Origin of the sequence: Pseudomonas sp. KK18, assembly GCF_037094675.1 — a bacterium.
Taxonomy (GTDB): domain Bacteria; phylum Pseudomonadota; class Gammaproteobacteria; order Pseudomonadales; family Pseudomonadaceae; genus Aquipseudomonas.
In genome coordinates this window covers 2131361-2157786 of the sequence record NZ_CP146605.1, presented here as the reverse complement: position 1 = coordinate 2157786, position 26426 = coordinate 2131361, and the positions used below count along the sequence as shown (strand labels likewise).

The 26426-nt window shown below is 61.3% G+C and carries 30 protein-coding genes; 21 read left to right on the top strand and 9 right to left on the bottom strand.

Going from position 1 to position 26426, the window contains the following annotated elements:
• Positions 1-83 precede the first annotated feature (83 nt).
• Positions 84-437, bottom strand: coding sequence for a hydroxyisourate hydrolase (uraH, locus tag V6607_RS09715; protein WP_134326010.1), 354 nt, complete (start codon positions 435-437; stop codon positions 84-86).
• Positions 438-899: 462 nt separating this feature from the next.
• On the opposite strand from uraH, the gene puuE reads away from it, so the two are divergent.
• From puuE to V6607_RS09675, 8 genes are all read left to right on the top strand, one after another.
• On the top strand, positions 900-1826 hold the full coding sequence (gene puuE / locus V6607_RS09710; RefSeq protein ID WP_008432189.1) for an allantoinase PuuE: 927 nt from the start codon (positions 900-902) through the stop codon (positions 1824-1826).
• Positions 1823-2338, top strand: coding sequence for a 2-oxo-4-hydroxy-4-carboxy-5-ureidoimidazoline decarboxylase (gene uraD, locus V6607_RS09705; protein ID WP_008432188.1), 516 nt, complete (start codon positions 1823-1825; stop codon positions 2336-2338). Before puuE ends, uraD begins: the two co-directional genes overlap by 4 nt.
• Positions 2339-2418: 80 nt before the next feature.
• Positions 2419-3414 carry an allantoicase gene (alc, locus tag V6607_RS09700; protein WP_003209112.1) on the top strand — a complete coding sequence of 332 codons (996 nt, stop codon included), beginning with the start codon at positions 2419-2421 and terminating at the stop codon, positions 3412-3414.
• A 137-nt stretch (positions 3415-3551) separates the two neighbouring features.
• Positions 3552-4055, top strand: a complete 504-nt coding sequence (locus V6607_RS09695) for an ureidoglycolate lyase (protein ID WP_003209110.1) — start codon at positions 3552-3554, stop codon at positions 4053-4055.
• 50 nt (positions 4056-4105) lie between these two features.
• Positions 4106-5407, top strand: a complete 1302-nt coding sequence (locus tag V6607_RS09690; protein ID WP_087694785.1) for a urate hydroxylase PuuD — start codon at positions 4106-4108, stop codon at positions 5405-5407.
• A gap of 196 nt (positions 5408-5603) precedes the next feature.
• A complete protein-coding gene (locus tag V6607_RS09685; protein ID WP_087694784.1) occupies positions 5604-6956 on the top strand; it encodes a nucleobase:cation symporter-2 family protein in 1353 nt (450 codons plus the stop codon).
• 43 nt (positions 6957-6999) lie between these two features.
• The gene (locus V6607_RS09680) at positions 7000-7395 is read left to right on the top strand and encodes a hypothetical protein (protein WP_134326009.1); all 396 of its coding nucleotides are present in this window, start codon (positions 7000-7002) and stop codon (positions 7393-7395) included.
• Complete coding sequence (locus V6607_RS09675; RefSeq protein WP_003209104.1) at positions 7392-8177, top strand: outer membrane protein OmpK; 786 nt, start codon at positions 7392-7394, stop codon at positions 8175-8177. Before V6607_RS09680 ends, V6607_RS09675 begins: the two co-directional genes overlap by 4 nt.
• A 140-nt stretch (positions 8178-8317) precedes the next feature.
• Here the strand turns inward: V6607_RS09675 and V6607_RS09670 are convergent, their stop codons facing one another.
• Positions 8318-9469 (bottom strand): patatin-like phospholipase family protein, encoded by a 1152-nt coding sequence (locus V6607_RS09670; protein ID WP_087694783.1) that lies wholly within the window; start codon positions 9467-9469, stop codon positions 8318-8320.
• A gap of 32 nt (positions 9470-9501) precedes the next feature.
• Positions 9502-10437 (bottom strand): lipid A biosynthesis lauroyl acyltransferase, encoded by a 936-nt coding sequence (locus V6607_RS09665; RefSeq protein WP_134326008.1) that lies wholly within the window; start codon positions 10435-10437, stop codon positions 9502-9504.
• A gap of 118 nt (positions 10438-10555) precedes the next feature.
• Between V6607_RS09665 and minC the strand changes: the two genes are divergently transcribed.
• The 5 genes from minC (at position 10556) to V6607_RS09640 (ending at position 14756) form a co-directional block, all read left to right on the top strand.
• Positions 10556-11293: a septum site-determining protein MinC gene (gene minC, locus V6607_RS09660; RefSeq protein ID WP_003209099.1), complete on the top strand. Its 738-nt coding sequence runs from the start codon at positions 10556-10558 to the stop codon at positions 11291-11293.
• 199 nt (positions 11294-11492) lie between these two features.
• A complete protein-coding gene (gene minD / locus V6607_RS09655; protein WP_003209098.1) occupies positions 11493-12305 on the top strand; it encodes a septum site-determining protein MinD in 813 nt (270 codons plus the stop codon).
• 3 nt (positions 12306-12308) lie between these two features.
• The gene (minE, locus tag V6607_RS09650; protein ID WP_003175252.1) at positions 12309-12563 is read left to right on the top strand and encodes a cell division topological specificity factor MinE; all 255 of its coding nucleotides are present in this window, start codon (positions 12309-12311) and stop codon (positions 12561-12563) included.
• Between the two features lie 96 nt (positions 12564-12659).
• Positions 12660-13295 (top strand): RluA family pseudouridine synthase, encoded by a 636-nt coding sequence (locus tag V6607_RS09645; RefSeq protein WP_008432172.1) that lies wholly within the window; start codon positions 12660-12662, stop codon positions 13293-13295.
• A 171-nt stretch (positions 13296-13466) separates the two neighbouring features.
• The gene (locus tag V6607_RS09640) at positions 13467-14756 is read left to right on the top strand and encodes a M18 family aminopeptidase (protein ID WP_003209095.1); all 1290 of its coding nucleotides are present in this window, start codon (positions 13467-13469) and stop codon (positions 14754-14756) included.
• Between the two features lie 143 nt (positions 14757-14899).
• Here the strand turns inward: V6607_RS09640 and glp are convergent, their stop codons facing one another.
• Both glp and moaB read right to left on the bottom strand, forming a co-directional pair.
• A complete protein-coding gene (glp, locus tag V6607_RS09635; protein ID WP_008432170.1) occupies positions 14900-16126 on the bottom strand; it encodes a gephyrin-like molybdotransferase Glp in 1227 nt (408 codons plus the stop codon).
• Positions 16110-16649: a molybdenum cofactor biosynthesis protein B gene (gene moaB, locus V6607_RS09630; RefSeq protein WP_003209092.1), complete on the bottom strand. Its 540-nt coding sequence runs from the start codon at positions 16647-16649 to the stop codon at positions 16110-16112. Before moaB ends, glp begins: the two co-directional genes overlap by 17 nt.
• A 75-nt stretch (positions 16650-16724) precedes the next feature.
• Here moaB and mobA point away from each other — a divergent pair, with 75 nt between their 5' ends.
• On the top strand, positions 16725-17327 hold the full coding sequence (gene mobA, locus V6607_RS09625; protein WP_008432167.1) for a molybdenum cofactor guanylyltransferase MobA: 603 nt from the start codon (positions 16725-16727) through the stop codon (positions 17325-17327).
• 80 nt (positions 17328-17407) lie between these two features.
• Complete coding sequence (locus V6607_RS09620; protein ID WP_003209090.1) at positions 17408-17629, top strand: YgdI/YgdR family lipoprotein; 222 nt, start codon at positions 17408-17410, stop codon at positions 17627-17629.
• A gap of 57 nt (positions 17630-17686) precedes the next feature.
• Here V6607_RS09620 and V6607_RS09615 read toward each other — a convergent pair whose 3' ends face one another.
• From V6607_RS09615 to V6607_RS09605, 3 genes are all read right to left on the bottom strand, one after another.
• Positions 17687-18577 carry a pseudouridine synthase gene (locus tag V6607_RS09615; RefSeq protein ID WP_085984630.1) on the bottom strand — a complete coding sequence of 297 codons (891 nt, stop codon included), beginning with the start codon at positions 18575-18577 and terminating at the stop codon, positions 17687-17689.
• A gap of 65 nt (positions 18578-18642) precedes the next feature.
• Complete coding sequence (locus V6607_RS09610) at positions 18643-18978, bottom strand: hypothetical protein (protein WP_003209087.1); 336 nt, start codon at positions 18976-18978, stop codon at positions 18643-18645.
• 74 nt (positions 18979-19052) lie between these two features.
• On the bottom strand, positions 19053-19289 hold the full coding sequence (locus tag V6607_RS09605; protein WP_008432163.1) for a glutaredoxin family protein: 237 nt from the start codon (positions 19287-19289) through the stop codon (positions 19053-19055).
• A gap of 141 nt (positions 19290-19430) precedes the next feature.
• On the opposite strand from V6607_RS09605, the gene V6607_RS09600 reads away from it, so the two are divergent.
• Positions 19431-21152, top strand: coding sequence for a monovalent cation:proton antiporter-2 (CPA2) family protein (locus tag V6607_RS09600; RefSeq protein WP_032898912.1), 1722 nt, complete (start codon positions 19431-19433; stop codon positions 21150-21152).
• Here V6607_RS09600 and V6607_RS09595 read toward each other — a convergent pair.
• Positions 21139-22347 (bottom strand): ammonium transporter, encoded by a 1209-nt coding sequence (locus tag V6607_RS09595; RefSeq protein ID WP_008432160.1) that lies wholly within the window; start codon positions 22345-22347, stop codon positions 21139-21141. The genes V6607_RS09600 and V6607_RS09595 overlap by 14 nt on opposite strands.
• 348 nt (positions 22348-22695) lie before the next feature.
• Between V6607_RS09595 and V6607_RS09590 the strand changes: the two genes are divergently transcribed.
• The 5 genes from V6607_RS09590 (at position 22696) to V6607_RS09570 (ending at position 26397) form a co-directional block, all read left to right on the top strand.
• Positions 22696-23010 (top strand): YqjD family protein, encoded by a 315-nt coding sequence (locus V6607_RS09590; protein ID WP_003209080.1) that lies wholly within the window; start codon positions 22696-22698, stop codon positions 23008-23010.
• A 2-nt stretch (positions 23011-23012) separates the two neighbouring features.
• Positions 23013-23399 carry a phage holin family protein gene (locus V6607_RS09585; protein WP_003209078.1) on the top strand — a complete coding sequence of 129 codons (387 nt, stop codon included), beginning with the start codon at positions 23013-23015 and terminating at the stop codon, positions 23397-23399.
• A complete protein-coding gene (locus V6607_RS09580; protein ID WP_008432159.1) occupies positions 23396-23737 on the top strand; it encodes a hypothetical protein in 342 nt (113 codons plus the stop codon). The genes V6607_RS09585 and V6607_RS09580 overlap by 4 nt, the downstream gene beginning before the upstream one ends.
• A 92-nt stretch (positions 23738-23829) precedes the next feature.
• A complete protein-coding gene (locus V6607_RS09575) occupies positions 23830-24993 on the top strand; it encodes an EAL domain-containing protein (protein WP_008432158.1) in 1164 nt (387 codons plus the stop codon).
• Between the two features lie 72 nt (positions 24994-25065).
• Positions 25066-26397 carry a deoxyguanosinetriphosphate triphosphohydrolase gene (locus tag V6607_RS09570; RefSeq protein WP_003209075.1) on the top strand — a complete coding sequence of 444 codons (1332 nt, stop codon included), beginning with the start codon at positions 25066-25068 and terminating at the stop codon, positions 26395-26397.
• The last annotated feature ends 29 nt before the right edge of the window (positions 26398-26426 follow it).

Below are 26426 nucleotides of genomic sequence, written 5' to 3'. Positions count from 1 at the left end.
AATCAGCAGGCGAAAAAAAGCCCGCAGTGTGAGCGGGCGAAAAACCAACGAAGAGCTTTGGGGGTGTGAAGCGCGGTGACGACTCAGCTACCGCGATAGGTGGAGTAGCTGTAAGGCGAAATCAGCAAAGGCACGTGGTAGTGATCCTGTTCGGCGCTGATGCCGAAGCGCAGCACCACCACATCGAGAAATGCAGGTTCGGGCAGTTGCACACCGCGGGCGCGGTAGTAATCACCGGCGTTGAACTGCAACTGATAGACACCGCTGCGGTAGTCATCGCCTTGCAGCAGGGGTGCATCGCAGCGGCCGTCGCTGTTGGTCAGGGTGCTGGCGACCAGCTCAAGCTGTGCGCCCTCGACACGGTACAACTCAACCTTGATTGCGCTGCCAGGGCAGCCATGCGCGGCGTCCAATACGTGTGTGGTCAAACGTCCCATAGCGTCTGCGCGCCTCCCGAAGTCAGTAAAAAGTGAAAGACCGCACCTTTTCAGGTCACTGAAAAAGTCGGCGATGGCTGATTAAGACACTTTTCAAAAAAATTGTACACAATAAATTCAACAAGCCTGCGTTCCGTTGCTGACGCCGATACTGTAGGAGCGAGCTTGCTCGCGAAGATCGTTAACGATAACGCAGCGCTTCAGGGTTAACGAGGCGCTCTCAGGTTTTTCGCGAGCAAGCTCGCTCCTACAGTGAATGACGTTTTTTTCAATTTAGCTGACCAGTCAGGCAGGTTTCTTGCAGTGCAATTCTGCAAAGACCCTGCGGAAAAAATGCAGAAATACAGGCTTACAAAGTGCACACTAAGTTGTATACAATCAGTCATCGTTGTGACGCCACCCAGTCTTTCCGCTGCCCGGCCGCCACACACACCGCTACCACGAACAAGAAGGAAGACTGCAGTGAGCGCTGACTACCCACGCGACCTGATCGGTTACGGCAGTAACCCTCCTCACCCACACTGGCCGGGCAAGGCCCGTATCGCCCTGTCGTTCGTACTCAACTACGAAGAAGGGGGTGAGCGCAACATCCTGCACGGCGACAAAGAGTCGGAAGCCTTCCTGTCCGAGATGGTCTCGGCGCAACCGCTGCAAGGCGAGCGCAACATGAGCATGGAGTCGCTGTACGAATACGGCAGCCGTGCCGGCGTGTGGCGCATCCTCAAGTTGTTCAAGGAATTCGATATCCCGCTGACCATTTTCGCCGTGGCCATGGCCGCCCAGCGCCACCCGGATGTGATCCGCGCGATGGTCGCCGCCGGCCACGAGATCTGCAGCCACGGCTACCGCTGGATCGACTACCAATACATGGATGAGGCCCAGGAACGCGAGCACATGCTCGAAGCGATCCGCATCCTCACCGAACTCACCGGCGAGCGCCCACTGGGCTGGTACACCGGCCGCACCGGCCCCAACACCCGGCGGCTGGTGATGGAGGAAGGCGGCTTCCTCTATGACTGCGACACCTATGACGACGACCTGCCCTACTGGGAACCCAACAACCCGACCGGCAAGCCGCACCTGGTGATCCCCTACACCCTGGACACCAATGACATGCGCTTCACCCAGGTCCAGGGTTTCAACAAGGGCGACGACTTTTTCGAATACCTGAAAGACGCCTTCGACGTGCTGTATGCCGAAGGCGCGGACGCACCGAAAATGCTCTCCATCGGCTTGCACTGCCGCCTGATCGGCCGCCCGGCACGCCTGGCCGCCCTCAAGCGGTTTATCGAATACGCCAAGGGCCATGACCAGGTGTGGTTTACCCGCCGCGTCGACATCGCCCGTCACTGGCATGACGTACACCCTTTCCAGGGAGCCGCCAAATGACCGCGTTCCAAACCCTGAAACCGTCGAGCCTGAGCCGCGACGAATTCGTCGCAGCCTTCGCCGACATCTACGAACATTCGCCATGGGTGGCCGAAAAGGCCTTCGACCTGGGCCAGGACGCTTCGATCGACGAGATCGAAACCCTGCACCAGCGCATGAGCGACATCCTGTTGAGCGCCGATCACACCAGTCAACTGGCCCTGATCAACGCTCACCCGGACCTGGCGGGCAAAGCGGCCGTCCAGGGCCAGTTGACCGAAGCCAGCACTAATGAACAGGCTGGCGCCGGTATTCACCAATGCTCGAGCGACGAGTTTTCGCGCTTCACCGAGCTGAACGATGGCTACAAGGCCAAGTTCAAGTTTCCCTTCATCATGGCGGTAAAAGGCAGCAACCGGCACCAGATCCTTGCCGCGTTTGAAACGCGCATTCACAACTCGGTGGAAGCCGAGTTCAAATGTGCGCTGGCCGAGATCAATAAAATCGCGTTGTTCCGATTACTGACCCTTTAGCAGACCTGGCCCGAGCGGTTCATGAACGCCCAGGGCCTGGCGAGCATCCCAAGCCACTTACTTTAAGGCAGACAAGAAGAATGAAAGCGCAACCCGTACCTTTCGAAAAGTTCGTCAACCTGGCCGACGCCCGCCTGGGCACCAAGATCATCTCTGTCACCGATGACTGGTTCGCCGACGCCAACCGCCTGTTCCAGCCGACCCCGGCCGTGTGGAAGGAGGGCGTTTTCGATGACAACGGCAAGTGGATGGACGGCTGGGAGTCGCGCCGCAAGCGCTTCGAAGGCTACGACAGCGCAGTTATCCGCCTGGGCGTACCGGGTTCGATCAAAGGCGTGGACATCGACACTTCATTCTTCACCGGCAACTTCCCGCCATCGGCGTCCCTGGAAGCCTGCTTCCTCGCGAGCGGCGAGCCGGATGACAACACCCAATGGGTTGAAGTGCTGTCGGCTGTAGAGCTGCAAGGCAACAGCCATCACTTCCACGAGATCAACAACGACCAGGCCTTCAGCCACCTGCGTTTCAACATCTACCCGGATGGTGGCGTGGCCCGTCTGCGTGTGTACGGCATTCCGTTCCGCGACTGGTCGGCGGTGGGCGACAACGAACAGGTGGACCTGGCTGCTGCATTGAACGGCGGCCGCGCACTGGCCTGCTCCGATGAACACTTCGGGCGCATGAGCAACATCCTCAACCCGGGCCGTGGCATCAACATGGGCGACGGCTGGGAAACCGCACGTCGTCGTACGCCGGGCAATGACTGGGTGATCGTCGCACTGGGCCACCCGGGCGAGATCGAGAAGATCGTGGTCGACACCCTGCACTTCAAGGGCAACTACCCGGACACTTGCTCGATCCAGGGCGCGTTCGTGAAGGGCGGCACCGACAGCCAGATCGAAACCCAATCGCTGTTCTGGCGCGAACTGCTGCCGGCGCAGAAACTGGAAATGCACGCTGAACACACGTTTGCCGAGCAGATCAAGGCGCTGGGCCCGATCACCCACATTCGTCTGAATGTGTTCCCGGATGGTGGTGTGAGCCGCCTGCGGGTTCTCGGTAAGGTCTCGAAGTAACACCCGATCGTTCCCACGCTCTGCGTGGGAATGCATACCGTGACGCTCTGCGTCACAAGAGCGGACGCAGAGCGTCCAGGGCGGCGTTCCCACGCAGAGCGTGGGAACGATCCATACACAAGATTAAGAAGACAGCCATGCGCACACTGATGATCGAACCCCTGACCAAAGAAGCCTTCGCCCCTTTCGGAGACGTTATCGAAACCGATGGCAGCGATCACTTCATGATCAACAACGGGTCGACCATGCGCTTTCATAAACTGGCGACGGTTGAAACCGCCACGCCAGAAGATAACGCGATCATCAGCATCTTCCGCGCCGACGCGCAGGACATGCCGCTGACCGTGTGCATGCTGGAACGACACCCGCTGGGCAGCCAGGCTTTCATCCCGCTGCTCGGCAACCCCTTTCTGATCGTGGTCGCGCCACTTGGCGATGAACCTGTATCGGGCTTGGTCCGCGCCTTCGTTACCAACGGCAGGCAGGGCATTAATTACCATCGCGGCGTCTGGCACCACCCGGTGCTGACGATCGAAAAGCGGGATGACTTCCTGGTGGTTGATCGCAGTGGCACAGGCAATAACTGCGATGAGCATTTTTTTAAAGAGGATGAGCGGTTGATCCTCGCCCCCCACCAATAAGAGAAGGTCTGATCACTCGACGACAGAGTGACAGGCGAGAGGTAAAGACTGTGGAAGCACATTTGATGGAATGGCTGAACCTGAGCGTGCGCTGGGTTCACATGATCACTGGCGTCGCCTGGATCGGCGCTTCGTTCTACTTCGTCTGGCTGGAAAACAACCTCAACCGCGTCAACCCCAAGGACGGCCTCGCCGGTGACTTGTGGGCGATCCACGGTGGCGGTATCTACCACCTGGAAAAATACAAACTGGCCCCGCCGACCATGCCGGACAACCTGCACTGGTTCAAATGGGAAGCCTACTTCACCTGGATGTCCGGCATCGCGCTGCTGTGCGTGGTGTTCTACGCCAACCCGACCTTGTACCTGCTGGCCCCGGGCAGCAGCCTCAGCGGTCCGGAAGGTGTGTTGCTGGGCCTCGGCTCGCTGTTGGCCGGCTGGTTCATCTACTCCTTTCTGTGCGACTCGGCACTGGGCAAGCGCCCCGCCCTGCTCGGCCTGATCCTGTTCGTGCTGTTGATTGCCGCCGCGTACGGCTTCAGCAAAGTGTTCAGCGGTCGTGGTGCGTACCTGCATGTGGGCGCCGTGATCGGCACCATCATGGTGGGCAACGTGTTCCGCATCATCATGCCGGCCCAGCGTGCGCTGGTGGCGGCCATCGCCGAAAACCGCACGCCCGACCCGGCACTGCCGGCCAAGGGTTTGCTGCGTTCGCGCCACAACAACTACTTCACCTTGCCGGTGCTGTTCATCATGATCAGCAACCACTTCCCGAGCACCTACGGCAGCCAATACAACTGGCTGATCCTCGCAGGTATCGCGGTGGCGGCGGTGTTGGTGCGTCACTACTTCAACACCCGTCACAACAGCCAGAAATACGCCTGGACCTTGCCGGTTGGCGCGCTGGCGATGATTTGCCTGGCCTACGTGACCGGCCCAAAACCGGTGGCGACTGCACCGGATGTGGCCAAGGCTCCTGCGGCCATCGAATACCAGCCGCTGCCGGAAACGGCGTTGGGTGGCGGGCTTAAACCGGCTGCTCCAGCGGCACCTGCACCGGCACCTGCCGAAGCAGCACCGGCCCAGGCATCGATTGATTTTGACAAGGTCCACGGGGTGATCCAGGAGCGCTGCGCGGTGTGCCATTCGGCCAAGCCGACAAGCCCGCTGTTCAGCACCGCGCCGGCCGGGGTGATGTTTGATACGCCGCAGCAGATCCAGCAAATGGCCCCGCGCATCCAGGCACAGGCCGTGGCCAGCCAGATCATGCCGCTGGGCAATATCACCCAGATGACCCAGCAGGAACGGGACTTGATTGGCACCTGGATCACTCAGGGGGCGCGTACCAACTGACTGATTAACGCAGGACTCGTGTGGGAGCGGGCTTGCTCGCGAATGCGGTGTGTCATTCAACACTTCAGGTGACTGAACCACCGCGTTCGCGAGCAAGCCCGCTCCCACATGGGATCTGCGGTGTGCTTTGACGAATGAGTTCCACCCGGCAATTGAATGCCGAACAACACAACAATAAAAAGATCCGAGGTGTTGCATGTCCCAGCTAGAAACGCAGACTCCTGCCGCGCCCGCCATGGTGCGGCTGCCCCTCTTGCAACTGATTCTGGTAGGCCTGCAACACGTCTTGCTGATGTACGGTGGCGCCGTCGCCGTGCCTTTGATCATCGGCCAGGCCGCGGGCCTGAGCCGTGAAGAAATCGCCTTCCTGATCAACGCCGACCTGCTGGTGGCGGGCATCGCAACCATGGTCCAGTCCTTCGGTATCGGCCCGGTAGGCATTCGTATGCCGGTGATGATGGGCGCCAGTTTCGCCGCTGTCGGCAGCATGGTGGCCATGGCCGGCATGCCCGGCATCGGCCTGCAGGGGATCTTCGGTGCGACCATCGCCGCCGGTTTTTTCGGCATGGTGATCGCGCCGTTCATGTCCAAGGTAGTGCGCTTCTTTCCACCGCTGGTGACCGGTACCGTGATCACCGCCATTGGTCTTTCGCTGTTTCCCGTCGCGGTCAATTGGGCCGGCGGTGGCGCAGCGGCGTCCACGTTTGGCTCACCGATTTACCTGGCGATTGCCGCGCTGGTGCTGGCCACCATCCTGCTGATCAACCGTTTCATGCGCGGCTTCTGGGTGAATATCTCGGTGCTGATCGGCATGGCCCTCGGCTACGGGCTGTGCGGGATGATCGGCATGGTCGACCTCAGCGGCCTGGCGCGCGCCCCGTGGGTGCAAGTGGTGACGCCACTGCATTTCGGCATGCCCAAGTTCGAGTTGGCGCCGATCCTGTCGATGTGCCTGGTGGTGGTGATCATCTTCGTCGAGTCCACCGGGATGTTCCTCGCCCTGGGCAAGATCACCGGCCAGGAAGTCACGCCGAAAATGCTCCGCCGTGGCCTGTTGTGTGACGCCGGCGCATCGTTTTTTGCCGGGTTCTTCAACACCTTCACCCACTCCTCGTTCGCGCAGAACATCGGCCTGGTGCAGATGACCGGCGTGCGCTGCCGTTCGGTGACGATCGTGGCCGGCGCGTTCCTGATTGTGCTGAGCCTGCTGCCCAAGGCCGCCTTTTTGGTAGCGTCGATTCCACCCGCAGTGCTGGGCGGCGCGGCGATTGCCATGTTCGGCATGGTGGCAGCCACCGGGATCAAGATCCTCCAGGAAGCCGACATTGCCGACCGCCGTAACCAATTGCTGGTGGCGGTGAGTATCGGCATGGGATTGATCCCGGTGGTACGTCCCGAATTCTTTGCACAGCTGCCGCTATGGATGAGCCCGATCACTCACAGCGGCATCGCCATGGCCACGATCAGCGCGCTGTCGCTGAACCTGTTATTCAACATCCTGGGTGGCGCCGAACGTGCTGCCCCAAGCGCTCACGCACACCCACATTGATTCCTGCGTCACAACAAAAACAATAACGATCAGGGAACACACCATGTACGCCATTCACCCGGGGCCGGCCACGCGCCGTGCCCCATTCTCGCCCCGCGCGCTCTTTAACGGCGCACTTGAGCACAGGCCTGGGAGTCAGTATTCTCGGCGCCCGCTCAAATCGACTCAAAAAAAAACAGCGAATGTAAAAGCTGACTGCAAGGCCAACTTATCCCGGCCCCACGTCCGCAGCCAACGTGTGCAAAAACTCTCCGAATTCGACTGTGTTCATCACAGCCGACGGGGATTTTTTGGCTTTTTAAACACCTTGGCGCAGCTCTTGCTAAAAGCATCAAAGCTGACCGAACAGACGATTTTTGCGGCAAGCCAAAAGACGCCACACCAGAGCGTCCGCTTAGAAAAAAAACCAGAAACCTTTACCTCGGGAGCAACCGAATGAAACGTACCGTGAACAGCCTGATGCTGGCAGGATCCCTGCTGGCCGGGGGCCAGGCCATGGCCGGTGATCTGCTGCAGTGGCAGAACAACAGCCTGACTTATCTGTGGGGCAAGAACTTCACTGTTAACCCGCAGATCCAGCAAACCGTGACCTTCGAACACGCCGATGCGTGGAAGTACGGCGACAACTTCTTCTTCCTCGACCGCATCTTTTACAACGGCAAGGAAGACGGCAATGTCGGCCCGAGTACTTACTACGGTGAGTTCAGCCCACGCTTGTCGTTCGGCAAGATTTTCGACAAGGACTTGTCGTTCGGTCCGATCAAGGACGTGTTGCTGGCGTTCACTTACGAGTTCGGCGAAGGCGACAACGAGTCGTACTTGCTCGGCCCGGGCTTCGACCTGGCAATCCCTGGTTTCGACTACTTCCAGCTGAACTTCTACCAGCGCCAGACCGAAGGCAATCGCCCGGGTGACGGCGTATGGCAGATCACACCGGTGTGGTCGTACACGATCCCGGTGGGCAACTCCAATGTGCTGATCGACGGCTTCATGGACTGGGTGGTGGATAACGACAAGAACGCCCGCGGCACTTACCACGCCAACCTGCACTTCAACCCGCAGATCAAATATGACCTGGGCAAGGCGTTGCATTGGGGCGAGAAGCAGTTGTATGTCGGTATCGAATACGACTACTGGAAGAACAAGTACGGGATCCAGGACAGCGGCGCGTTCGAGACCAACCAGGACACTGCGAGCCTGTTGGTGAAGTACCACTTCTAACCACACCGCCTATCCCCTGTGGAATCGGGTTTATGTGGGAGCGGGCTTGCTCGCGAATACGGTGGGTCAGTCAATACATCTGGCGACTGACACACCGCATTCGCGAGCAAGCCAGCTCCCACACAAGCCCGCTCCCACATTCAGTCCGGTGTCAGGCCCAGGAACCGCTGCAACTCTTCGCGCTTGGCCAGCGCATCCCGCCTTCCCAATTCGATCAATTCGCTGCAATACCCCGCCTCGAACAGCAGGTAGCTGAGCACCCCCGCGCCACTGGTTTTGGTCGCCCCCGGCCCGCGCAGAAACAGGCGCAATGCCGCCGGCAATTCCTGGCGGTGACGTGCCGCGATTTCGTCGATTGGCTGACTGGGAGCGATCACCAATACTTCCACTGGCGCCAAACCTTGTATCGCCGCGTTGGCCGGCAACACGTGGCTGAACTGGTTCAGGCGCTCGAGCAATTCGATATCGCTTTCCAGGCTGTCGATGAACGTGCTGTTGAGCATGTGCCCGCCGATCTGCGCCAACGTCGGCTCCTGGCCGGTGAAGGTGCGCGCCGGGTTCGATGGATCGTTGCCACGCGGGTTGCCACTGACCCCCACCACCAGCACGCGGCTGGCGCCCAGGTGCAACGCAGGACTGATCGGCGCCGACTGGCGCACCGCCCCGTCACCAAAATATTCCTGCCCGAGTTTGACCGGCGCAAACAGCAACGGAATCGCCGAGCTGGCCAGCAAGTGTTCAACGGTCAATTGGGTGGGAATGCCGATGCGCCGATGCCGCAACCAGGCATCGATGGTGCCGCCGCCCTGATAGAAGGTCACGGCTTGCCCGGACTCGTACCCGAACGCGGTCACCGCCACAGCATGAAGGTGTTTCTCGCGGATCGACTGCGCGATCCCTTCCAGGTGCAGTTTGTCGCGCAACAAGTCCCGCAGCGGCGAACTGTTGAGCAGCGCCACTGGCACCTGCGCCCCCATCCCCAGCAGGCTGTGGATAAGGAATCGACTGGCCTGGCTGATCACCCCGGGCCAGTCGCTGCGCAGCACCAGGTGGCTGCGAAAGCCCTGCCAGAAGGCGGTCAGGCGCTGGATGGCGGCGGTAAAGTCCATGGCGCCACTGGCCAGGCTCACTGCATTGATCGCCCCGGCCGAGGTGCCGACGATCACCGGAAACGGATTGGCCGCGCCCGGCGGCAACAGCTCGGCTATCGCCGCCAGTACCCCCACCTGATAGGCGGCCCGCGCCCCGCCGCCGGAAAGAATCAAGCCTGTGACCGGTTCAGCTGGGCGCATTGCATCACTCCATGGTGCTTGGGGACTTCAGATCAACGGCGGCGTTTTTCATACAGTTTAGGTTCACCTGGCGGCCGGCTCTTGAAGCGGCGGTGCGTCCACAGGTATTGCTCGGGGCATTCGCGCACGGAGGCTTCGACCCACAGGTTGATGCGCAGGCAATCGATCTCGTCGGATTCACCCGGGAAGTCGGTCAGCGGCGGATGGATCACCAGGCGATAACCGCTGCCGTCGGCCAGGCGCTCCTGGGTGAACGGCACCACCAGAGCCTTGCCCAGGCGTGCGAACTTGCTGGTGGCAGTGACGGTGGCGGCCTGAATACCGAACAGCGGCACGAAGATACTTTGCTTGGCGCCGTAGTCCTGGTCCGGTGCGTACCAGATCGCACGACCGGCCCGCAGCAGCTTGAGCATGCCGCGCACGTCTTCGCGCTCTACGGCCAGGGAGTCGAGGTTGTGCCGCTCGCGGCCACGGCGCTGGACGAAATCGAACAAGGGGTTGCCGTGCTCGCGGTACATGCCGTCGATGGTGTGCTTCTGCCCGAGCAAGGCGGCGCCGATTTCCAGGGTGGTGAAATGCAGGGCCATGAGGATCACGCCCTTGCCTTCCAGTTGCGCCTGCTTGAGGTGCTCCAGCCCTTCGACATGGGCCAGGCGCGCCAGGCGCGGCTTGGACCACCACCAGCTCATGGCCATCTCGAAGAACGCGATGCCGGTGGAGGCAAAGTTTTCCTTGAGCAAATGTTTACGCTCTTTAGCGGACTTTTCCGGGAAGCACAGTTCCAGGTTTCGTGCGGCGATACGTCGACGTTCACCGGCCACCCGGTACATTCCCGCCCCCAAGGCACGGCCAATCCCCAGTAAAGCCCGGTACGGCAACTGCACAATCAGCCACAGCAAACCCAGCCCCAGCCATAACAGCCAGAAGCGCGGATGAAAAAATACAGCTCGAAAACGCGGGCGATCCATTCAAGATTCCGGTAAAGACAACGGCCGCGCATTCTACAACGGTTCGACCCGGCTTGCGGCTAGCGGATGTTCTCGTTATAAGTCTCGACACTTTTCGTGACAAGCCGCTTTGCCGACCATGAGCCAAACCGAACCGCTAGACCAAGATCCCGTGTTCCAGTTGAAAGGCAGCATGCTCGCCATTACCGTGCTGGAACTGGCCCGCAACGACCTTGATGCCCTGGACCGCCAGCTCGCCGCCAAGGTCGCCCTGGCGCCGAACTTCTTCAACAATGCACCGCTGGTGCTGGCCCTGGACAAGCTCCCGGCCGGCCAGGGCGCGGTCGACCTGCCCGGGCTGATGCGCGTGTGCCGCCAGCATGGCCTGCGCACCCTGGCGATCCGTGCCAGCCGTATCGAAGACATCGCCGCGGCAATCGCCATTGAACTGCCAGTACTGCCGCCGTCGGGTGCCCGCGAGCGTCCGCTCGACCCGTTGGTCGGCGAAGAGAAGAAAAAACCTGAGAAACCGCCGGAGCCGACGATCAAGCCGACAAAGATCATCACCTCTCCCGTACGGGGCGGGCAGCAGATTTACGCCCAGGGTGGCGACCTTGTCGTCATCGCCCCGGTCAGCCCGGGGGCGGAACTTCTCGCCGATGGAAACATCCATGTATACGGCCCCATGCGTGGTCGTGCCCTGGCCGGCATAAAAGGTGACACCAAGGCCCGTATTTTTTGCCAGCAGTTGACCGCTGAGCTAGTGTCCATCGCAGGCCAGTACAAGGTTTCGGAAGATTTGCGCCGCGATCCGCTGTGGGGGGCCGGGGTACAAGTCAGCCTGTCGGGCGATGTGTTGAACATCGTTCGTCTTTAACGGATACTGCCGCATTTTCCAAGCATCTCTGGACTCTGATAGCACAGCGAAAACGGCAAAACTTGTGTAGGAATAATTTTAAGGTGGGGTTTGCCCAGGCAAACCGTGCTTTCTCCTACAAGAGCTGCCCGCCTGCAGCGAGTGACAAGAGATGTTTTTCAGGGACTAAAAAGTCCTTTTTCCTTAGGGGTGAAACACCTTGGCCAAGATTCTCGTGGTTACATCCGGCAAGGGTGGTGTGGGTAAGACCACCACCAGCGCCGCTATCGGTACCGGCCTCGCTCTGCGCGGCCACAAGACAGTTATCGTCGACTTCGACGTCGGCTTGCGTAACCTCGACCTGATCATGGGCTGTGAACGCCGCGTGGTTTACGACTTCGTCAACGTCGTCAATGGCGAAGCCAACCTGCAACAGGCACTGATCAAGGACAAGCGCCTTGAGAACCTGTATGTACTGGCCGCCAGCCAGACCCGCGACAAAGACGCGCTGACCAAGGAAGGCGTGGGCAAGGTCCTCGCCGAACTGAAGGAAACCTTCGAATACGTGGTGTGCGATTCCCCGGCGGGTATCGAGACCGGCGCTCACCTGGCGATGTACTTCGCCGACGAAGCCATCGTCGTGACCAACCCTGAAGTCTCCTCGGTACGTGACTCGGACCGCATGCTCGGCCTGCTGGCCAGCAAGTCCCAGCGCGCCGAGAAAGGTGAAGATCCGATCAAGGAACACCTGCTGCTGACCCGCTACAACCCTGAGCGCGTCAGCAATGGCGAAATGCTCGGCGTTGAAGACGTGAAGGAAATCCTCGCCGTGACCCTGCTGGGTGTGATCCCGGAATCCCAGGCCGTCCTGAAGGCATCCAACCAAGGTGTGCCGGTGATTCTTGACGACCAGAGCGACGCCGGCCAGGCGTACAGCGATGCGGTAGATCGCTTGCTGGGCAAGACCGTGGAACATCGCTTCCTCGATGTTAAGAAGAAGGGATTCTTCGAGCGTATCTTTGGAGGCAACTAAACAATGAAATTTCTCGACTTCTTTCGCGCCAACAAAAAGCCAAGTACCGCGTCGGTAGCGAAAGAGCGTCTACAGATCATCGTGGCGCACGAACGCGGCCAACGCAGCACCCCGGATTACCTGCCAGCCCTGCAGAAGGAACTGGTGGAAGTGATCCGCAAGTACGTCAACATCGGTAACGATGACGTGCATGTCGCCCTGGAAAATGACGGCAGCTGCTCGATTCTGGAACTCAATATCACCCTGCCTGATCGTTGATCGAAAAGGCGGTCGCCACGGCGGCTCGGTTACCTGGCTCCCCTCACGGGGCCGGGTGAGCGAGCCGCCGTTGGCGTTTGTTACGAGGCTGTTTTAATGCCGTTGTCCAATGTCCATATCCTTCATCAGGACGCTGCTGTCCTGGTGGTGAACAAGCCTACCCTGCTGCTCTCGGTGCCCGGTCGCGCCGACGACAACAAGGACTGCCTGATCACCCGCCTGCAGGAAAACGGCTACCCCGAAGCCCGCATCGTCCATCGCCTGGACTGGGAAACGTCCGGGATCATCCTGCTGGCCCGAGACGCGGATACCCACCGTGAACTGTCCCGCCAGTTTCATGACCGGGAAACCGAAAAGGCCTACACCGCACTCTGCTGGGGCCAACCGGAACTGGACAGCGGCAGCATCGACTTGCCCTTGCGCTACGACCCGCCGACCAAGCCACGGCACGTGGTGGACCACGAGTTCGGCAAGAACGCGCTGACCTTCTGGAAAGTCCTGGAGCGTTGCGGCGACTGGTGCCGGGTTGAGCTGACGCCGATCACCGGCCGCTCCCATCAACTGCGCGTGCATATGCTGTCCATCGGGCATCCGTTGCTGGGCGATGGCTTGTATGCCCACGAACAGGCCTTGGCTGCCTGGCCACGGCTGTGTCTGCACGCCAGCATGCTGAGCTTCACCCATCCCCAGAGCGGCGAGCGTCTGCGCTTCGAGTGCCCCGCGCCGTTTTAAGCTGTAAACGCAATTAAAATGTGGGAGCGGGCTTGCTCGCGAATGCGGTGGATCAGTTAGCTCATTCGGCGACTGACACACCGCATTCGCGAGCAAGCCCGCTCCCACATTTGTTCTGTGCACTTATCCCGTCGGACGGTAAACTCGCGCCATTGCTGTCTGGAGCTACTTATGCGCGAAGAGTTGAACCAAGGCCTGATCGACTTCCTCAAGGCCTCCCCTACCCCGTTCCATGCCACCGCCGCCCTTGCACAGCGCCTGGAAGCGGCCGGTTTCCAGCGTCTTGACGAGCGCGAGACCTGGACCACCGAGGCCAACGGGCGCTACTACGTGACCCGCAACGACTCCTCGATCATCGCCTTCAAGCTCGGCCGCCACTCGCCCCTGCAAGGCGGCATCCGCCTGGTCGGCGCCCACACCGACAGCCCGTGCCTGCGGGTCAAGCCACAGCCTGAACTGCAACGCCAGGGCTTCTGGCAACTGGGTGTGGAAGTGTACGGCGGCGCGCTGCTGGCGCCGTGGTTCGACCGCGATCTGTCCCTGGCCGGCCGCGTCACTTTCCGCCGCGACGGCAAGGTCGAAAGCCAGCTGATCGACTTCAAGCTGCCCATCGCGATCATCCCCAACCTGGCCATTCACCTGAACCGTGAAGCCAACCAGGGTTGGGCGATCAATGCCCAGACCGAACTGCCGCCGATCCTTGCGCAGTTCGCCGGTGACGAGCGCGTAGACTTCCGCGCAGTGCTGACCGAGCAACTGGCTCGTGAACACGGGTTGAACGCTGACGTGGTGCTCGACTATGAGCTGAGCTTCTACGATACCCAGAGCGCGGCCGTGATCGGCCTCAATGGCGACTTTATCGCCGGTGCCCGCCTCGACAACCTGCTGTCGTGCTACGCCGGCCTGCAAGCCCTGCTCACCGCCGAAACCGATGAAACCTGCGTGCTGGTCTGCAACGACCACGAAGAAGTCGGCTCGTGCTCCGCCTGCGGTGCCGACGGCCCGATGCTGGAGCAGACCCTGCGTCGCCTGCTGCCCGAGGGTGATGAATTCGTACGCACTATCCAGAAGTCGCTGTTGGTGTCTGCCGACAACGCCCACGGCGTGCACCCCAACTACGCCGAGAAGCACGACGCCAACCACGGCCCGAAACTCAATGCCGGCCCGGTGATCAAGGTCAACAGCAACCAGCGCTACGCCACCAACAGCGAAACCGCCGGGTTCTTCCGCCACCTGTGCATGGCCGAAGAAGTGCCGGTGCAAAGCTTTGTGGTACGCAGCGACATGGGTTGCGGCTCGACCATCGGCCCGATCACCGCCAGCCACCTGGGCGTGCGCACCGTGGATATCGGCTTGCCGACGTTTGCGATGCACTCGATTCGCGAGCTGTGCGGCAGCCACGACCTGGCGCACCTGGTGAAGGTGTTGAGTGCGTTTTACGCGAGTCGCGACTTGCCGTAATTGCAGGATGAACACAAATCAAATGTGGGAGCGGGCTTGCTCGCGAATGCAGAGGGTCAGTCAATACATCGGGTGACTGATCCACCGCTTTCGCGAGCAAGCCCGCTCCCACATTTTGATCTTCATTGTTTGATAGATCGGGCTCAGTTCAACACTTCACTCAGCGGAATGAAGTTGACCCGGTCACCGATCTCCAGCGTCGTCCCCTCCAGCACTTCTACCAAACCTTCGGCCCACGCCGCGCTACGCAGCACACCCGAGCTCTGGTTGCGGTAGATGATCGCCTTGCCCTGCTCCAGCCGCCCGCGCAAATACTCGCGGCGATTCCCCGGCTTGGGCCAGACAAACCCCACTGGCACTTCAATGCGCAGCGGCTGCACGTCTTCCACGCCCTGGCGACGCAACAGGTAAGGCCGCGCCAGCAAGGCAAAGGTCACCAGCGTCGACGCCGGATTGCCCGGCAAACCGATCACCGGTACACCACGGAAATGCCCGAACGTCAGCGGCTTGCCCGGCTTGATTGCCAGCTTCCACAGCGCCAGCTTCCCTTCTTCCCGCAGCGCAATCCCGAGAAAATCCGCCTCCCCCACCGACACACCGCCGGTGGACAGAATCAGGTCTACCGAGCCCAATGCGCCCAGGCGTTCGCGGGTTTGTTCCAGGTCGTCCGGCAGGATCCCGGCATCCACCACTTCGCAGCCCAGGCGCTCCAGCCAGCTGCACAGCACCCGGCGATTACTGTTGTAGATCTGCCCGGGGCCCAGCGGCAGACCCGGCTCGATCAACTCGTCGCCGGTGGACAGCACAGCCACGCGGGCGCGTCGTACCACCTCCAGCCGATCACGACCCAGCGAAGCCGCCAGGCCCAACTCGATCGGGCCCAGGCGTGTACCTGCTGGCAACACCCACTCGCCCACCGTGGTTTCCTGGCCTTGGGGACGGATGTTTTGATCCACCTGCAACGCTTCGGTGAAGCTCACCCGCTGATCGGCATGGACCACGGCGTTTTCCTGCATCTCGACGCAGTCCGCGCCCTCCGGTACCGGGGCTCCGGTGAAGATCCGCGCGCAGGTACCGGCAGCCAAGGGCTCGGGTGCCGTGCCCGCAAAAATGCGCTGGCTGACTGCCAGTGGCTCACCGGTCCAGTCCGCCAGGCGCAGGGCGTATCCGTCCATGGCGCTGTTGGGCCAGGGCGGCAAGTCCAGCGTGGAGATCAACGCCTGGGCCAGCACCCGACCATCACACTCGGCCAGCGGCAACGTTTCCGGCTCGCGAATCGGCGCTGCCTCGGCCATCGCCAGCAATTGTTCGAGGGCGTCTTCCACCGGCATCAACGCGCCGGTCTTGCCCGGCTTACCCACGGGATTCACAGGGCTCGGCCTGTTTCAAATGCGGGACGAAGTTGCACGGGCGGTGACGGTTATCCAGTTGCTCGGCGAGAATCCCGTCCCAACCGGTGCGCACCGCGTTGGTGGAGCCCGGCAGGCAGCACACCAGTGTGCCGTTGGCCAGGCCGGCCAGGGCACGGGATTGCACGGTGGAGGTGCCGATATCGGCCACGGAGATTTGCCGGAACAGTTCGCCGAAACCATCCACCTGCTTATCCAGCAGGCAGCTCACCGCTTCCGGGGTGCTGTCGCGGCCGGTGAAGCCGGTGCCGCCGGTGATCAACACCACCTGCACCACGTCTTCGGCAATCCAGTGCGCCACTTGCGCACGGATTTTGTACAGATCATCTTTAAGCAAAACTCGCTCGGCCAGCAGGTGACCGGCGGCGGTCAGGCGGTCGACGAAGACCTGGCCCGAGGTGTCGGTTTCCAGGGTGCGGGTGTCGCTGACCGTCAATACAGCGATATTCAGGGGTACAAAGGGCGCATCAGCCTTGGCTTTCATGGCTCGGTCCGGTTGTCGAAGGAACAGCCCGATGTTATATCACAGCCCCCCATTTCACTGCCCGCAGGAGCCGTCATGCCAAGCCATTCTTCCCCACTGCCCTGCTCGATCCTTTTGCTGGCCGGCGGTCGTGGCCAGCGCATGGGCGGCCTCGACAAGGGCCTGCTGGACTGGCACGGGCAGCCGCTGATCGCGCACCTGCATCGCCTGGTGCGGCCGTTGACCGACGACCTGATCATCTCCTGCAATCGCAACCAGGCGCAGTACGCGGCCTACGCCGATCAATTGGTCGGCGATGACAGCCCCGACTTTCCCGGGCCACTGGCCGGCATTCGCGCAGGACTGGCGGTGGCGCAGCATGGGCATCTGCTGGTATTGCCGTGCGATGTGCCGCAGATCGATGCACGATTGCTCGCCGACCTGCGCAGTACGGCGCAGCAAAGCCCGTTGCTGCCGGTGATGGTGCGCCACGGCGATTTCTGGGAACCGCTGCTCTGCGTGATCCCCACTTCGCTGCGCGAGCCCTTCGAACGGGCCTGGGCAGCCGGCGAGCGCAGCCCGCGCCAGATCATGCAGGCGCTGGGGGCCAAGGCCCTGGATTGCCCCGCCGACGATCCGCGCCTGGCCAACCTCAATACACCGGAGTTGTTGCACCGCCCGCCCAGCGTGTCAGAATGAGCGTCGAACAAGGAACTTTGCCGACGTTGCACACGTCACAAGGTCAGTACTCAACAAAGCATTCTCTCGGAGACAAACTCATGACTCAACGGACCATCGCCGCTCTCATGCTTGCACTGGGCCTCGCTACCCTTGCCGGTTGCGCCTCGCCGACAGTGATCACCCTGAATGACGGTCGCGAAATCCAGGCCGTCGACACTCCTAAATTCGACAAGTCCACCGGCTTCTACGAATTCGAACAGCTGGATGGCAAGCGCACCCAGATCAACAAGGATCAGGTTCGCACCGTTAAAGACCTGTAAGTCTTAACGCCAGATACAAAAAAGCCCGCGTAATGCGGGCTTTTTCGTTGCTGGGGTTTACCAGTCCAGGCTGATCTCGCTGCGAAAGTCGCGCTCAAGGCCGGTGACCGGGTCGATGAAACGCACCCCCTGGGCCAGCAGCTTGAGCGGGTTGGCGTAGTCGTCCTCGGCATCCTTGATAACGTCGGGGTAGAACGGATCGTTGCAGATACTCGCGCCCAGGGCCGTCATGTGCACCCGCAACTGATGCTTCTTGCCGGTCACCGGAAACAGGCCATAGCGCCACAGGTCGCCATTTTTTTCCCGCACCTCGACCGCCGTCTCGGTGTTGCTCGCCCCCGCGCCTTCCTGCATGCGAAAGAACGGCTCGCCATCCACCAGCCGGCTTTTGTGCACCAGCGGAAAGGTCAGCCCAGGCAATGCAGGGGCAATGGCTTCGTAGAACTTGTCGATCTTGCGCGTGGGAAACAGCTGTTGATACGCCGAGCGCGTCTGGGGGTTGGCCGAAAACAGCACCAGCCCCGCGGTATGCCGATCAATGCGATGCAGCGGCACCAGCGCCGGGTTGTCGAGGCGACGGATCAAACGCCGCAACAGGGTCTGCTCGACGTATTCACCGGCAGGCGTGACCGGCAGGAAGTGCGGCTTGTCGGCTACCACCAGGTGTTCATCGGCGTACAGGATCGTCTCCTGCACCGGGATTACTTTCTCGTTCGGTACTTCGCGAAAGTAGTAGATGCACAGGCCTTCGCGGTAGGCGAGGTCCTGATTGATGGGGGTGCCATTGATGTCCAGTACCCGGCCTCGGGCGATGCGGTCCAGCCATTGCTCACGGCTGATGGCCTGGAAGTGCTCACACAGGCAATCCAGCACGGTGGCCCAGGCGCCTGGCGGCAGGTACAAGGTGCTGGCTTGGTGCTGGGCAGCGGAAAAAACGGACATGGGCAGGCTCAAGACGTGGACATACAGGCGCACATTATCCCGCATGCAGCCGGATCAGGCCCAGCACAGATTCAGGCCTTGGCCAATTCCGCGCGCAACACCGGTGACGCACTGGCCGCCTCGGTGAATTCCTTGAGCCAGCGCAGCACATCCACCGCTTCCCAGCGGCCCGGGTCGTAAAGCGCATACAGCAAGCCCTGATAACCCACCACATCCAGCTGCTTGTGATAACCCGCGCGCTGGAACAGCGCCTCGATCTCGGCAAAGCAGGTGTTGAAATGCACTTTGTTAAACGGCGTCTTGCCTTCCGTGACCAGGCCATCGAGGCGCAGCTCGTTCACCGCGTCGCGCACGACGTCGGCGGACATGCGATTGACGCTGCTTTTCAGTTGTTCAACATTCACCACGGGCGTTCCCTCTCATTCAATCGCTGTACAAACATACAGTAACCGAATAATCGGGAACTCGCCATCGCCGAGTGCTAGCTAAGAAAGTTCACTACCTGCGCTTCGTCGAACGGCCACTCCAGCTCCGCGCCCGTGTCTACCCGGCGCAGCACCGGAATCCGCAGGCCGTAGGCTTCATACAGGGCCTCGGAATCGGCGATATCCACCAACTCCACCAGCAGGCCGTGTTCGACCAACGGCATGATTTCGGCTTCGGCAATCTCACACAGATGGCAGCCCAGGGTGCCGAACAACTGACATTCAGGAAGCATGGCAAAGGGTCCGAGAAGAATCAGGCACCTATTCTAACAGCGTCGGGACACTGCAAAAGCCTGACCCAGATCAGCATGGCGTATAACTGATTCAGCGACTCTCGCGACTTTTTTCCCGTAATACCTGCAATGGAGCTGCATGTGTTTGCCAACCTGCTGATTATCCTGGCCTCCTCCCTGGTGGTGATTGCGCTGTTTCGTCGCCTGCAACTGCCGCCGGTGCTGGGCTATCTGTGTGTTGGCCTGGCCGTGGGCCCCACCGCCCTCGACTGGGTCAATGACAGCGAAGAGTTGCCAGATCTTGCCGAACTGGGTGTGGTGTTCCTGCTGTTTTCCCTGGGCCTGGAGTTTTCTCTCAACAAAATGCTCAGCCTGCGCCGGGTGGTGTTTGGCTTGGGCAGCCTGCAGGTACTGTGCTGCGGGTTGCTGCTGGGCGGTTTGCTGGCACTGTTCGGCCTGTCGCCGACGACCGCGCTGTTGCTCGGTGCTGGACTGGCACTGTCGTCCACCGCCATCGTCAGCAAGGAGCTGACCAGCCTCGGCGAAATCTTCAGCAGCCATGGCCAGAATGCGATTGGGGTATTGCTGTTCCAGGATGTAGTGGCCGTATTGCTGCTGACCCTCGTGCCAGTGTTCGCCGGTAACAGCGAGCAAGCCTGGTACTGGGCATTGCCACTGACCCTGGGCAAAACCGTGGTGCTGTTCCTTGGCCTGCTGTTGGCCAGCCGCTGGTTGCTGCCGCGTTTGTTCCGTGAGGTGGCGGCGTCCCATTCGGCCGAATTGTTCGTGCTGCTGGCACTGGTGATCGTACTGCTCACCGCCTGGCTGACCCACTTGCTGGGCCTGTCCCCGGCACTCGGTGCGTTTCTCGCCGGCATGCTGCTGGGGGAAAGCCATTACCGCCATCAGATCGAAGCCGATATCCGGCCGTTTCGCGACATCCTGCTGGGACTGTTTTTTGTCAGCATCGGCATGCTGATCGACCTGCAACTGTTCGTCAGTCATAGCCTGTTGATTCTCGGCCTGACCCTCACGCTGATGTTGATCAAAGGCTGTGTGGTCGCGCTATTGGTGCAACTGCGCGGCAGCGACGGTGAAACCGCCTGGCGCAGCGGGCTGGCGCTGGCCCAGGGCGGCGAGTTCTGTTTCGCCTTGATGGCGCAAATGCAGCAAAGCCGCCTGATGCCCGCCGACATCAGCGGCCTGCTGCTGGCTGCCACCTTCTGCTCGATGCTATTGACTCCGCTGTTGCTCAGGGCTGCACCCGCGATTGCCCTGCGCCTGCACCGCAAGCCCAACCAGCAAGTACAGCTTGAAGAGATTACGGCCCTGAATGCCGAGCTGCGCGACCACGCGGTGATCTGCGGCTACGGCCGGGTTGGCCAGTCCATCGGGCGCTTCCTGCACCGTGAACAACAGGCGTTCATTGCCCTTGATGACGACCCGGAGCGGGTCCAGGAAGCTTCTACCGAAGACAGCGCCGTGCATTACGGCGACTGCCGCCGTGGCGCCCTGCTCAGCGCGGTCGGCCTGGAACGTGCGCGCCTGGTGGTGATCGCGGTGGACAACAGCGACGTCGCCCTGACCGTGCTCAACGAAGCGCGGCGGATCAACCTGACCGTACCGATCCTGGTACGCACCCGCGACGACAGTCAGCTGGCCGAACTGAAAGCCGCCGGCGCCACTGAAGTGGTGCCCGAGTTGCTGGAGTCGAGCCTGATGCTCGCCTCCCATGCGTTGATCCTGCTGGGGTTGTCGGAGCAGCAGGTGCAAGGCCGTGTCGATGAAGTGCGCCAGAGCCGGTACCGCCTGTTACATGGCTGCAACCAGAACGAAGGGGACGCGCCCCTCAATCCTGACTGACCGCGCCAATCTTGTGGATCGACAAATCCGCGCCGTAATACTCCTCTTCCTGGCTCAAGCGCAGCCCGTAAACGCGCTTGATCACCCCATACACCAGGAACCCACCGGCCAGCGCCACCATCACACCCAGTGCGGTGCCGATCAACTGGCTGATCAGACTGACGCCGCCCAAACCGCCCAGGGCGGTCTGGCCGAAGATCCCGCAGGCAATCCCGCCCCACACGCCGCAGAGGCCGTGCAACGGCCATACACCCAGCACATCGTCGATCTTCCAGCGATCCTGGGCGGCAATGAAGAACCAGACGAACAAGCCGCCCGCCACCACGCCGGTCACCAACGCGCCCACCGGGTGCATAAGGTCGGAACCGGCACAGATCGCCACCAACCCGGCCAATGGACCGTTGTGCAAGAAGCCTGGGTCGTTACGGCCGATCACCAATGCCGCTACCGTGCCACCGACCATCGCCATCAACGAATTGACCGCCACCAGCCCGCTGACCCCGGACAGGGTTTGCGCACTCATGACGTTGAAGCCGAACCAGCCGACGATCAAGATCCACGAGCCCAACGCGAGGAATGGAATGCTCGACGGCGCGAACGCCACCAGGCGCCCTTCCCGATAACGCCCCTGCCTTGGCCCCAGCAACAACACCGCCGCCAGCGCCAGCCAGCCGCCCATGGCGTGCACCACGACGCTGCCGGCAAAGTCATGGAAGCTGGCGCCGAAGGTGGCCAGCAACCAGGCTTGCAGGCCGTAGTTGCCGTTCCACACCATGCCTTCGAAAAACGGGTAGATGAAGGCTACGATCAACGCAGTGGCACACAGTTGCGGAACAAACCGTGCACGCTCGGCGATTCCCCCGGAAATGATCGCCGGGATCGCCGCCGCGAAGGTCAGCAGGAAGAAGAACTTCACCAGGCCGTAGCCGTGGTCGGCGCTGATCACCGCCGCCGGTTGCATGAAGGTCACCCCGTAGGAGATCCAATAGCCTATAAAGAAATAGGCCAGTGTGGAAATCGCGAAGTCACTGAGGATTTTCGACAGGGCATTGACCTGGTTCTTCTGGCGCACCGTGCCGACTTCCAGGAAGGCAAAGCCGGCGTGCATGGCCAGGACCATGACCGCACCAATCAGAATAAACAGCGTGTTGGAGCTGTGGACGAGGGTGTCCACCGCGCTTTGCAAATTTTCCATGGAGGATGGCAGGCCTGCACATGCAGGAAAAAGCACCAAAGCAGTTCATGACCTTCATGATGCGCACTAAATTGGCACCAGCGGTCCGACCCTCGTTTGAGGCCGTGAACCGCTTTGGCGCAGCGATCATTGAAAAAGGCAGAATCCGACAGGGTTTTTCCGCGAGTTTTAGTTATTTAGGGTAAGGTTTTTCAGGGTTTGAGCCCCAACCGCCCGGATTCAGCGCAAGGCCCCGGGCCCGCGCACCAAGGCAAAGCAAAAGCTGTACCAGACAATTGCAGTGAACCTTCACCGACACCGGTGACTCGAAACCAGAAGTAAACAGACCAGCCACTCACGGAGATAACCATGGCCAGAAAAACGGCAAAGACTGCTCAAGAAATACTGATGGCGGATTTTCAAACCCTGGTCAGCGATACCGAGAAGCTGCTGGACGACACTGCGATCCTCGCCGGTGACCAGGCTGACGAGCTTCGCAGCAAGATTCACGAAAGCCTGCTCAAGGCCCGTGAAACCCTGCAACTGACCGAGGACTCCCTGCGCGAACGCGGCCAGGCGGCGGTCACGGCCACTGAAGACTATGTGCAGGCCAACCCCTGGCAGTCCGTCGGCATTGCGGCCGGCGTGGGCTTTTTGATCGGCCTGCTGGCTACAAGGCGCTAATCATGTCTATCGGCGAATCCGGCTCGTCCACGGGCCCAAGTTCTACTTCACGGCGCCTGGGCGCGGCTGTCCTGGGTTTGCTGCACAGCCATGTCGAGCTGTTCGGCATCGAGTTGCAGGAGCAGAAAGCCCGCACCGTCAGCCTGTTGCTGTTCGCCGGCCTGGCGCTGGTGTTTGCCTTGCTGTTGCTGGTGGGTTTGTCGGCGCTGGTGATGATTCTGGTGTGGGATACCTACCGCCTGACCGGGATTATCAGCCTGTGTGTGTTCTACATACTGGCCGCAGCATTCTGCGGGTTGCGCCTGAAGGCGGCGGTGTTCGATGAGTCCACGCCGTTCCACGCCACCCTCGAAGAGCTGGCCAACGACCGGGAGCGCCTGCTGCCATGAGCATGACTGAATTGCCGCAAAACACTTCCCGGCGAGAAATGCGCAAGGCGTTGATCCGCCTGCGCATGGAAATGCACCGCCAGGAAATCCGTCACGAGTCCCAGCAACTGATGCTGCCGCTGCAAAAGGTCCGCAACATGGGCCAGAGCTGGCAGGACGGTTTTGGCATCAAGCACGCGCCGCTGTGGGGCGTGGGCGTGGTGACGCTGCTGGGGTTTCTCACCGGCAAAGGCGCCAAGGGCGGCGGAATCGGCACCATGACCCGCCTGGTGCGGCTGGGTGCCGGCCTGATCCCGCTGATCAAACTGGCCATGCAAGGTGCTTCGCGCAAAAGTTGAGCGTGCTGGCTGCATTCTTGCAAACAGATCAGGCCCGGCCCTCTCCATTGAGGGCCGGGCCTTTTTTATTTCCGGTCTTTTAAGGAGGCCCCGTGATCGACGGGCAACCGCTCGCCTGCTTCCAGCCATTCATCGACACCGCCACCGGCCGCATCGCCGGCGTAGAAGCCCTGGGCCGCCTACGCCAGGCGAATGGCCAACTGCGCTCGGTGGGTCCGCTGTTCGCCGACCCGCGCACGCCCTCGGTGGCCTTGCGCCGCCTGGACCGGCAGATCCGTGACAATGCCCTGAGCCGCCTGCATGAAGCCCCGCAGGAGTGGTTCCTCAGCCTGAATATCTCGCCACGCTGGATCACCCGCCTGCGCCCGGGCCAGGCGCTGCCGAGCCTGAAGCAATTGCAACTGCATAACGTCGACCCGCGCCGCATCGTGTTCGAGATCACTGAACTGGGCGGCGATATCCTGCGCCTGGCCGAAGTCGTCGAGCGCTACCGCGAGGCCGGCGCGCGGATTGCCATTGATGACTTCGGCGCCGGCTATTCGCAGCTGGACCGGGTGCTGGCCTTGCAGCCGGACATTCTCAAGCTGGACATGCGCCTGTTCCAGGCCGCGGCCCGCGGTGGCCCGAGCGGTGAGGTGGTACGGGCACTGGCGCAAATGGCGGAAAAAACCGGCTGCTGGATCATCGCCGAAGGGGTGGAAACCGAGGCCCAACTGAATTTCGCCCTGGAATGCGGTTCGCGTTATGTCCAGGGCTACCTGTTCGCCCAGGCCCAACTGGACTGGTTCGACACCGACGCATTCGTGCCGCGCTTCGCCCAGTTGCGCACCGGCTATGTCCAACAGAAGCTCGCCGAACGTGGCCGGATCATGCAACTGCGCCAGCAACTGGCGGAGCTGATGCAGATCCTGCAAACCTGGGCCCACACCCGCGCACCGCTGAGCCACCTGCCGCAATTGCCGGCGTTTCCCTGGCTGCTGCGTTTTTACCAGTGCGACCGGCATGGCACGCAACTGACACCCAACTTCGAATGGCACCAGGGCGCCTGGCAAGCCGACAGCCGCTACCTGGGCCACAACTGGTCATGGCGTCCGTATTTTTATCATTTGCTGGCCGAAGGTTGGGAGGAGCGGCGGCTGACCCTCTCCTCAACCTATCGCGATGCCACGACCAACCAGTACTGCCTGACTGCCGGACAATTCTTTGATAATGGTCAGCGCCTGCTGTTAATCGATATCGACGCCGCCGGCCTGTAGTTTTTCGCTTGCGAAGGCCTGGCTGAACCGGGAAGCTGGGAGCCGTCATTCACCGCACGGAGAGTACCCGCCTTGGATTGGCCCACCCTGCTTACCCGCGAACGCCTTGGAAAACCCCTGCACAGCCCGGAAGAACTGGGGCGCAGTCCGTTTCACAAAGACCATGACCGCATCATCTTTTCCGGTGCGTTTCGCCGCCTGGGCCGCAAGACGCAAGTGCACCCGGTGACCAGCAACGATCACATCCACACCCGGCTGACCCACTCCCTGGAAGTCAGTTGCGTGGGACGATCCCTGGGCATGCGCGTAGGCGAGACCATCCGCAGTGCCCTGCCCGACTGGTGCGACCCGAGCGACCTGGGGATGGTGGTGCAGTCGGCCTGCCTGGCCCATGACATCGGCAACCCACCCTTCGGCCATTCCGGCGAGGACGCGATCCGGCACTGGTTCCAGCAAGCTTCAGGCCGTGGCTGGCTGGATGACATGAGCAGCGCCGAACGCAATGACTTCCTCAATTTCGAAGGCAATGCCCAGGGCTTCCGGGTACTCACGCAACTGGAATACCACCAGTTTGATGGTGGCACCCGCCTGACCTACGCCACCTTGGGCACCTACCTGAAATACCCCTGGACCGCCCGCCACGCCGACTCCCTGGGCTACAAGAAACACAAGTTCGGCTGCTACCAGAGCGAACTGCCGATCCTGGAGCAGATCGCCCAGAAGCTCGGCTTGCCGCAGTTGGAAGAACAACGCTGGGCCCGGCACCCGCTGGTGTACCTGATGGAGGCGGCCGACGATATCTGCTACGCGTTGATCGACCTCGAAGACGGCCTGGAAATGGAGCTGCTGGAATACGCCGAGGTCGAGTCACTGCTGCTGGACCTGGTGGGCGACGACTTGCCGCAAACCTATCGGCAACTCGGCCCGCTGGATTCCCGGCGACGCAAGCTGGCGATCCTGCGAGGCAAGGCCATCGAACACCTGACCAACGCCGCGGCCCGGGCGTTCGTCGAACAACAGGACGCGCTGCTGGCCGGCACCCTGCCGGGGGACCTGGTGGAACATATGCACGGCCCGGCCAAGCGCTGCGTGCTGGATGCCAAGGACATGGCCCGCAAGAAGATCTTCCAGGACAAGCGCAAGACCCTGCATGAGATCGGCGCCTACACCACCCTGGAAATCCTCTTGAATGCCTTCTGCGGCGCGGCCCTGGAACAACATGGCGGTCGCACCCCGTCGTTCAAGAACCGACGCATCCTCGACCTGTTGGGCAATAGCGCCCCGGATCCCTCCTGGTCATTGCACGCGTCCTTCCTGCGCATGATCGACTTTATCGCCGGCATGACTGACAGCTACGCCAGCGAGATGGCCCGCGAGATGACCGGCCGCTCCAGCCCGCAATAAATCGGAGCCCTGGCTGATGGCCAGGGCGA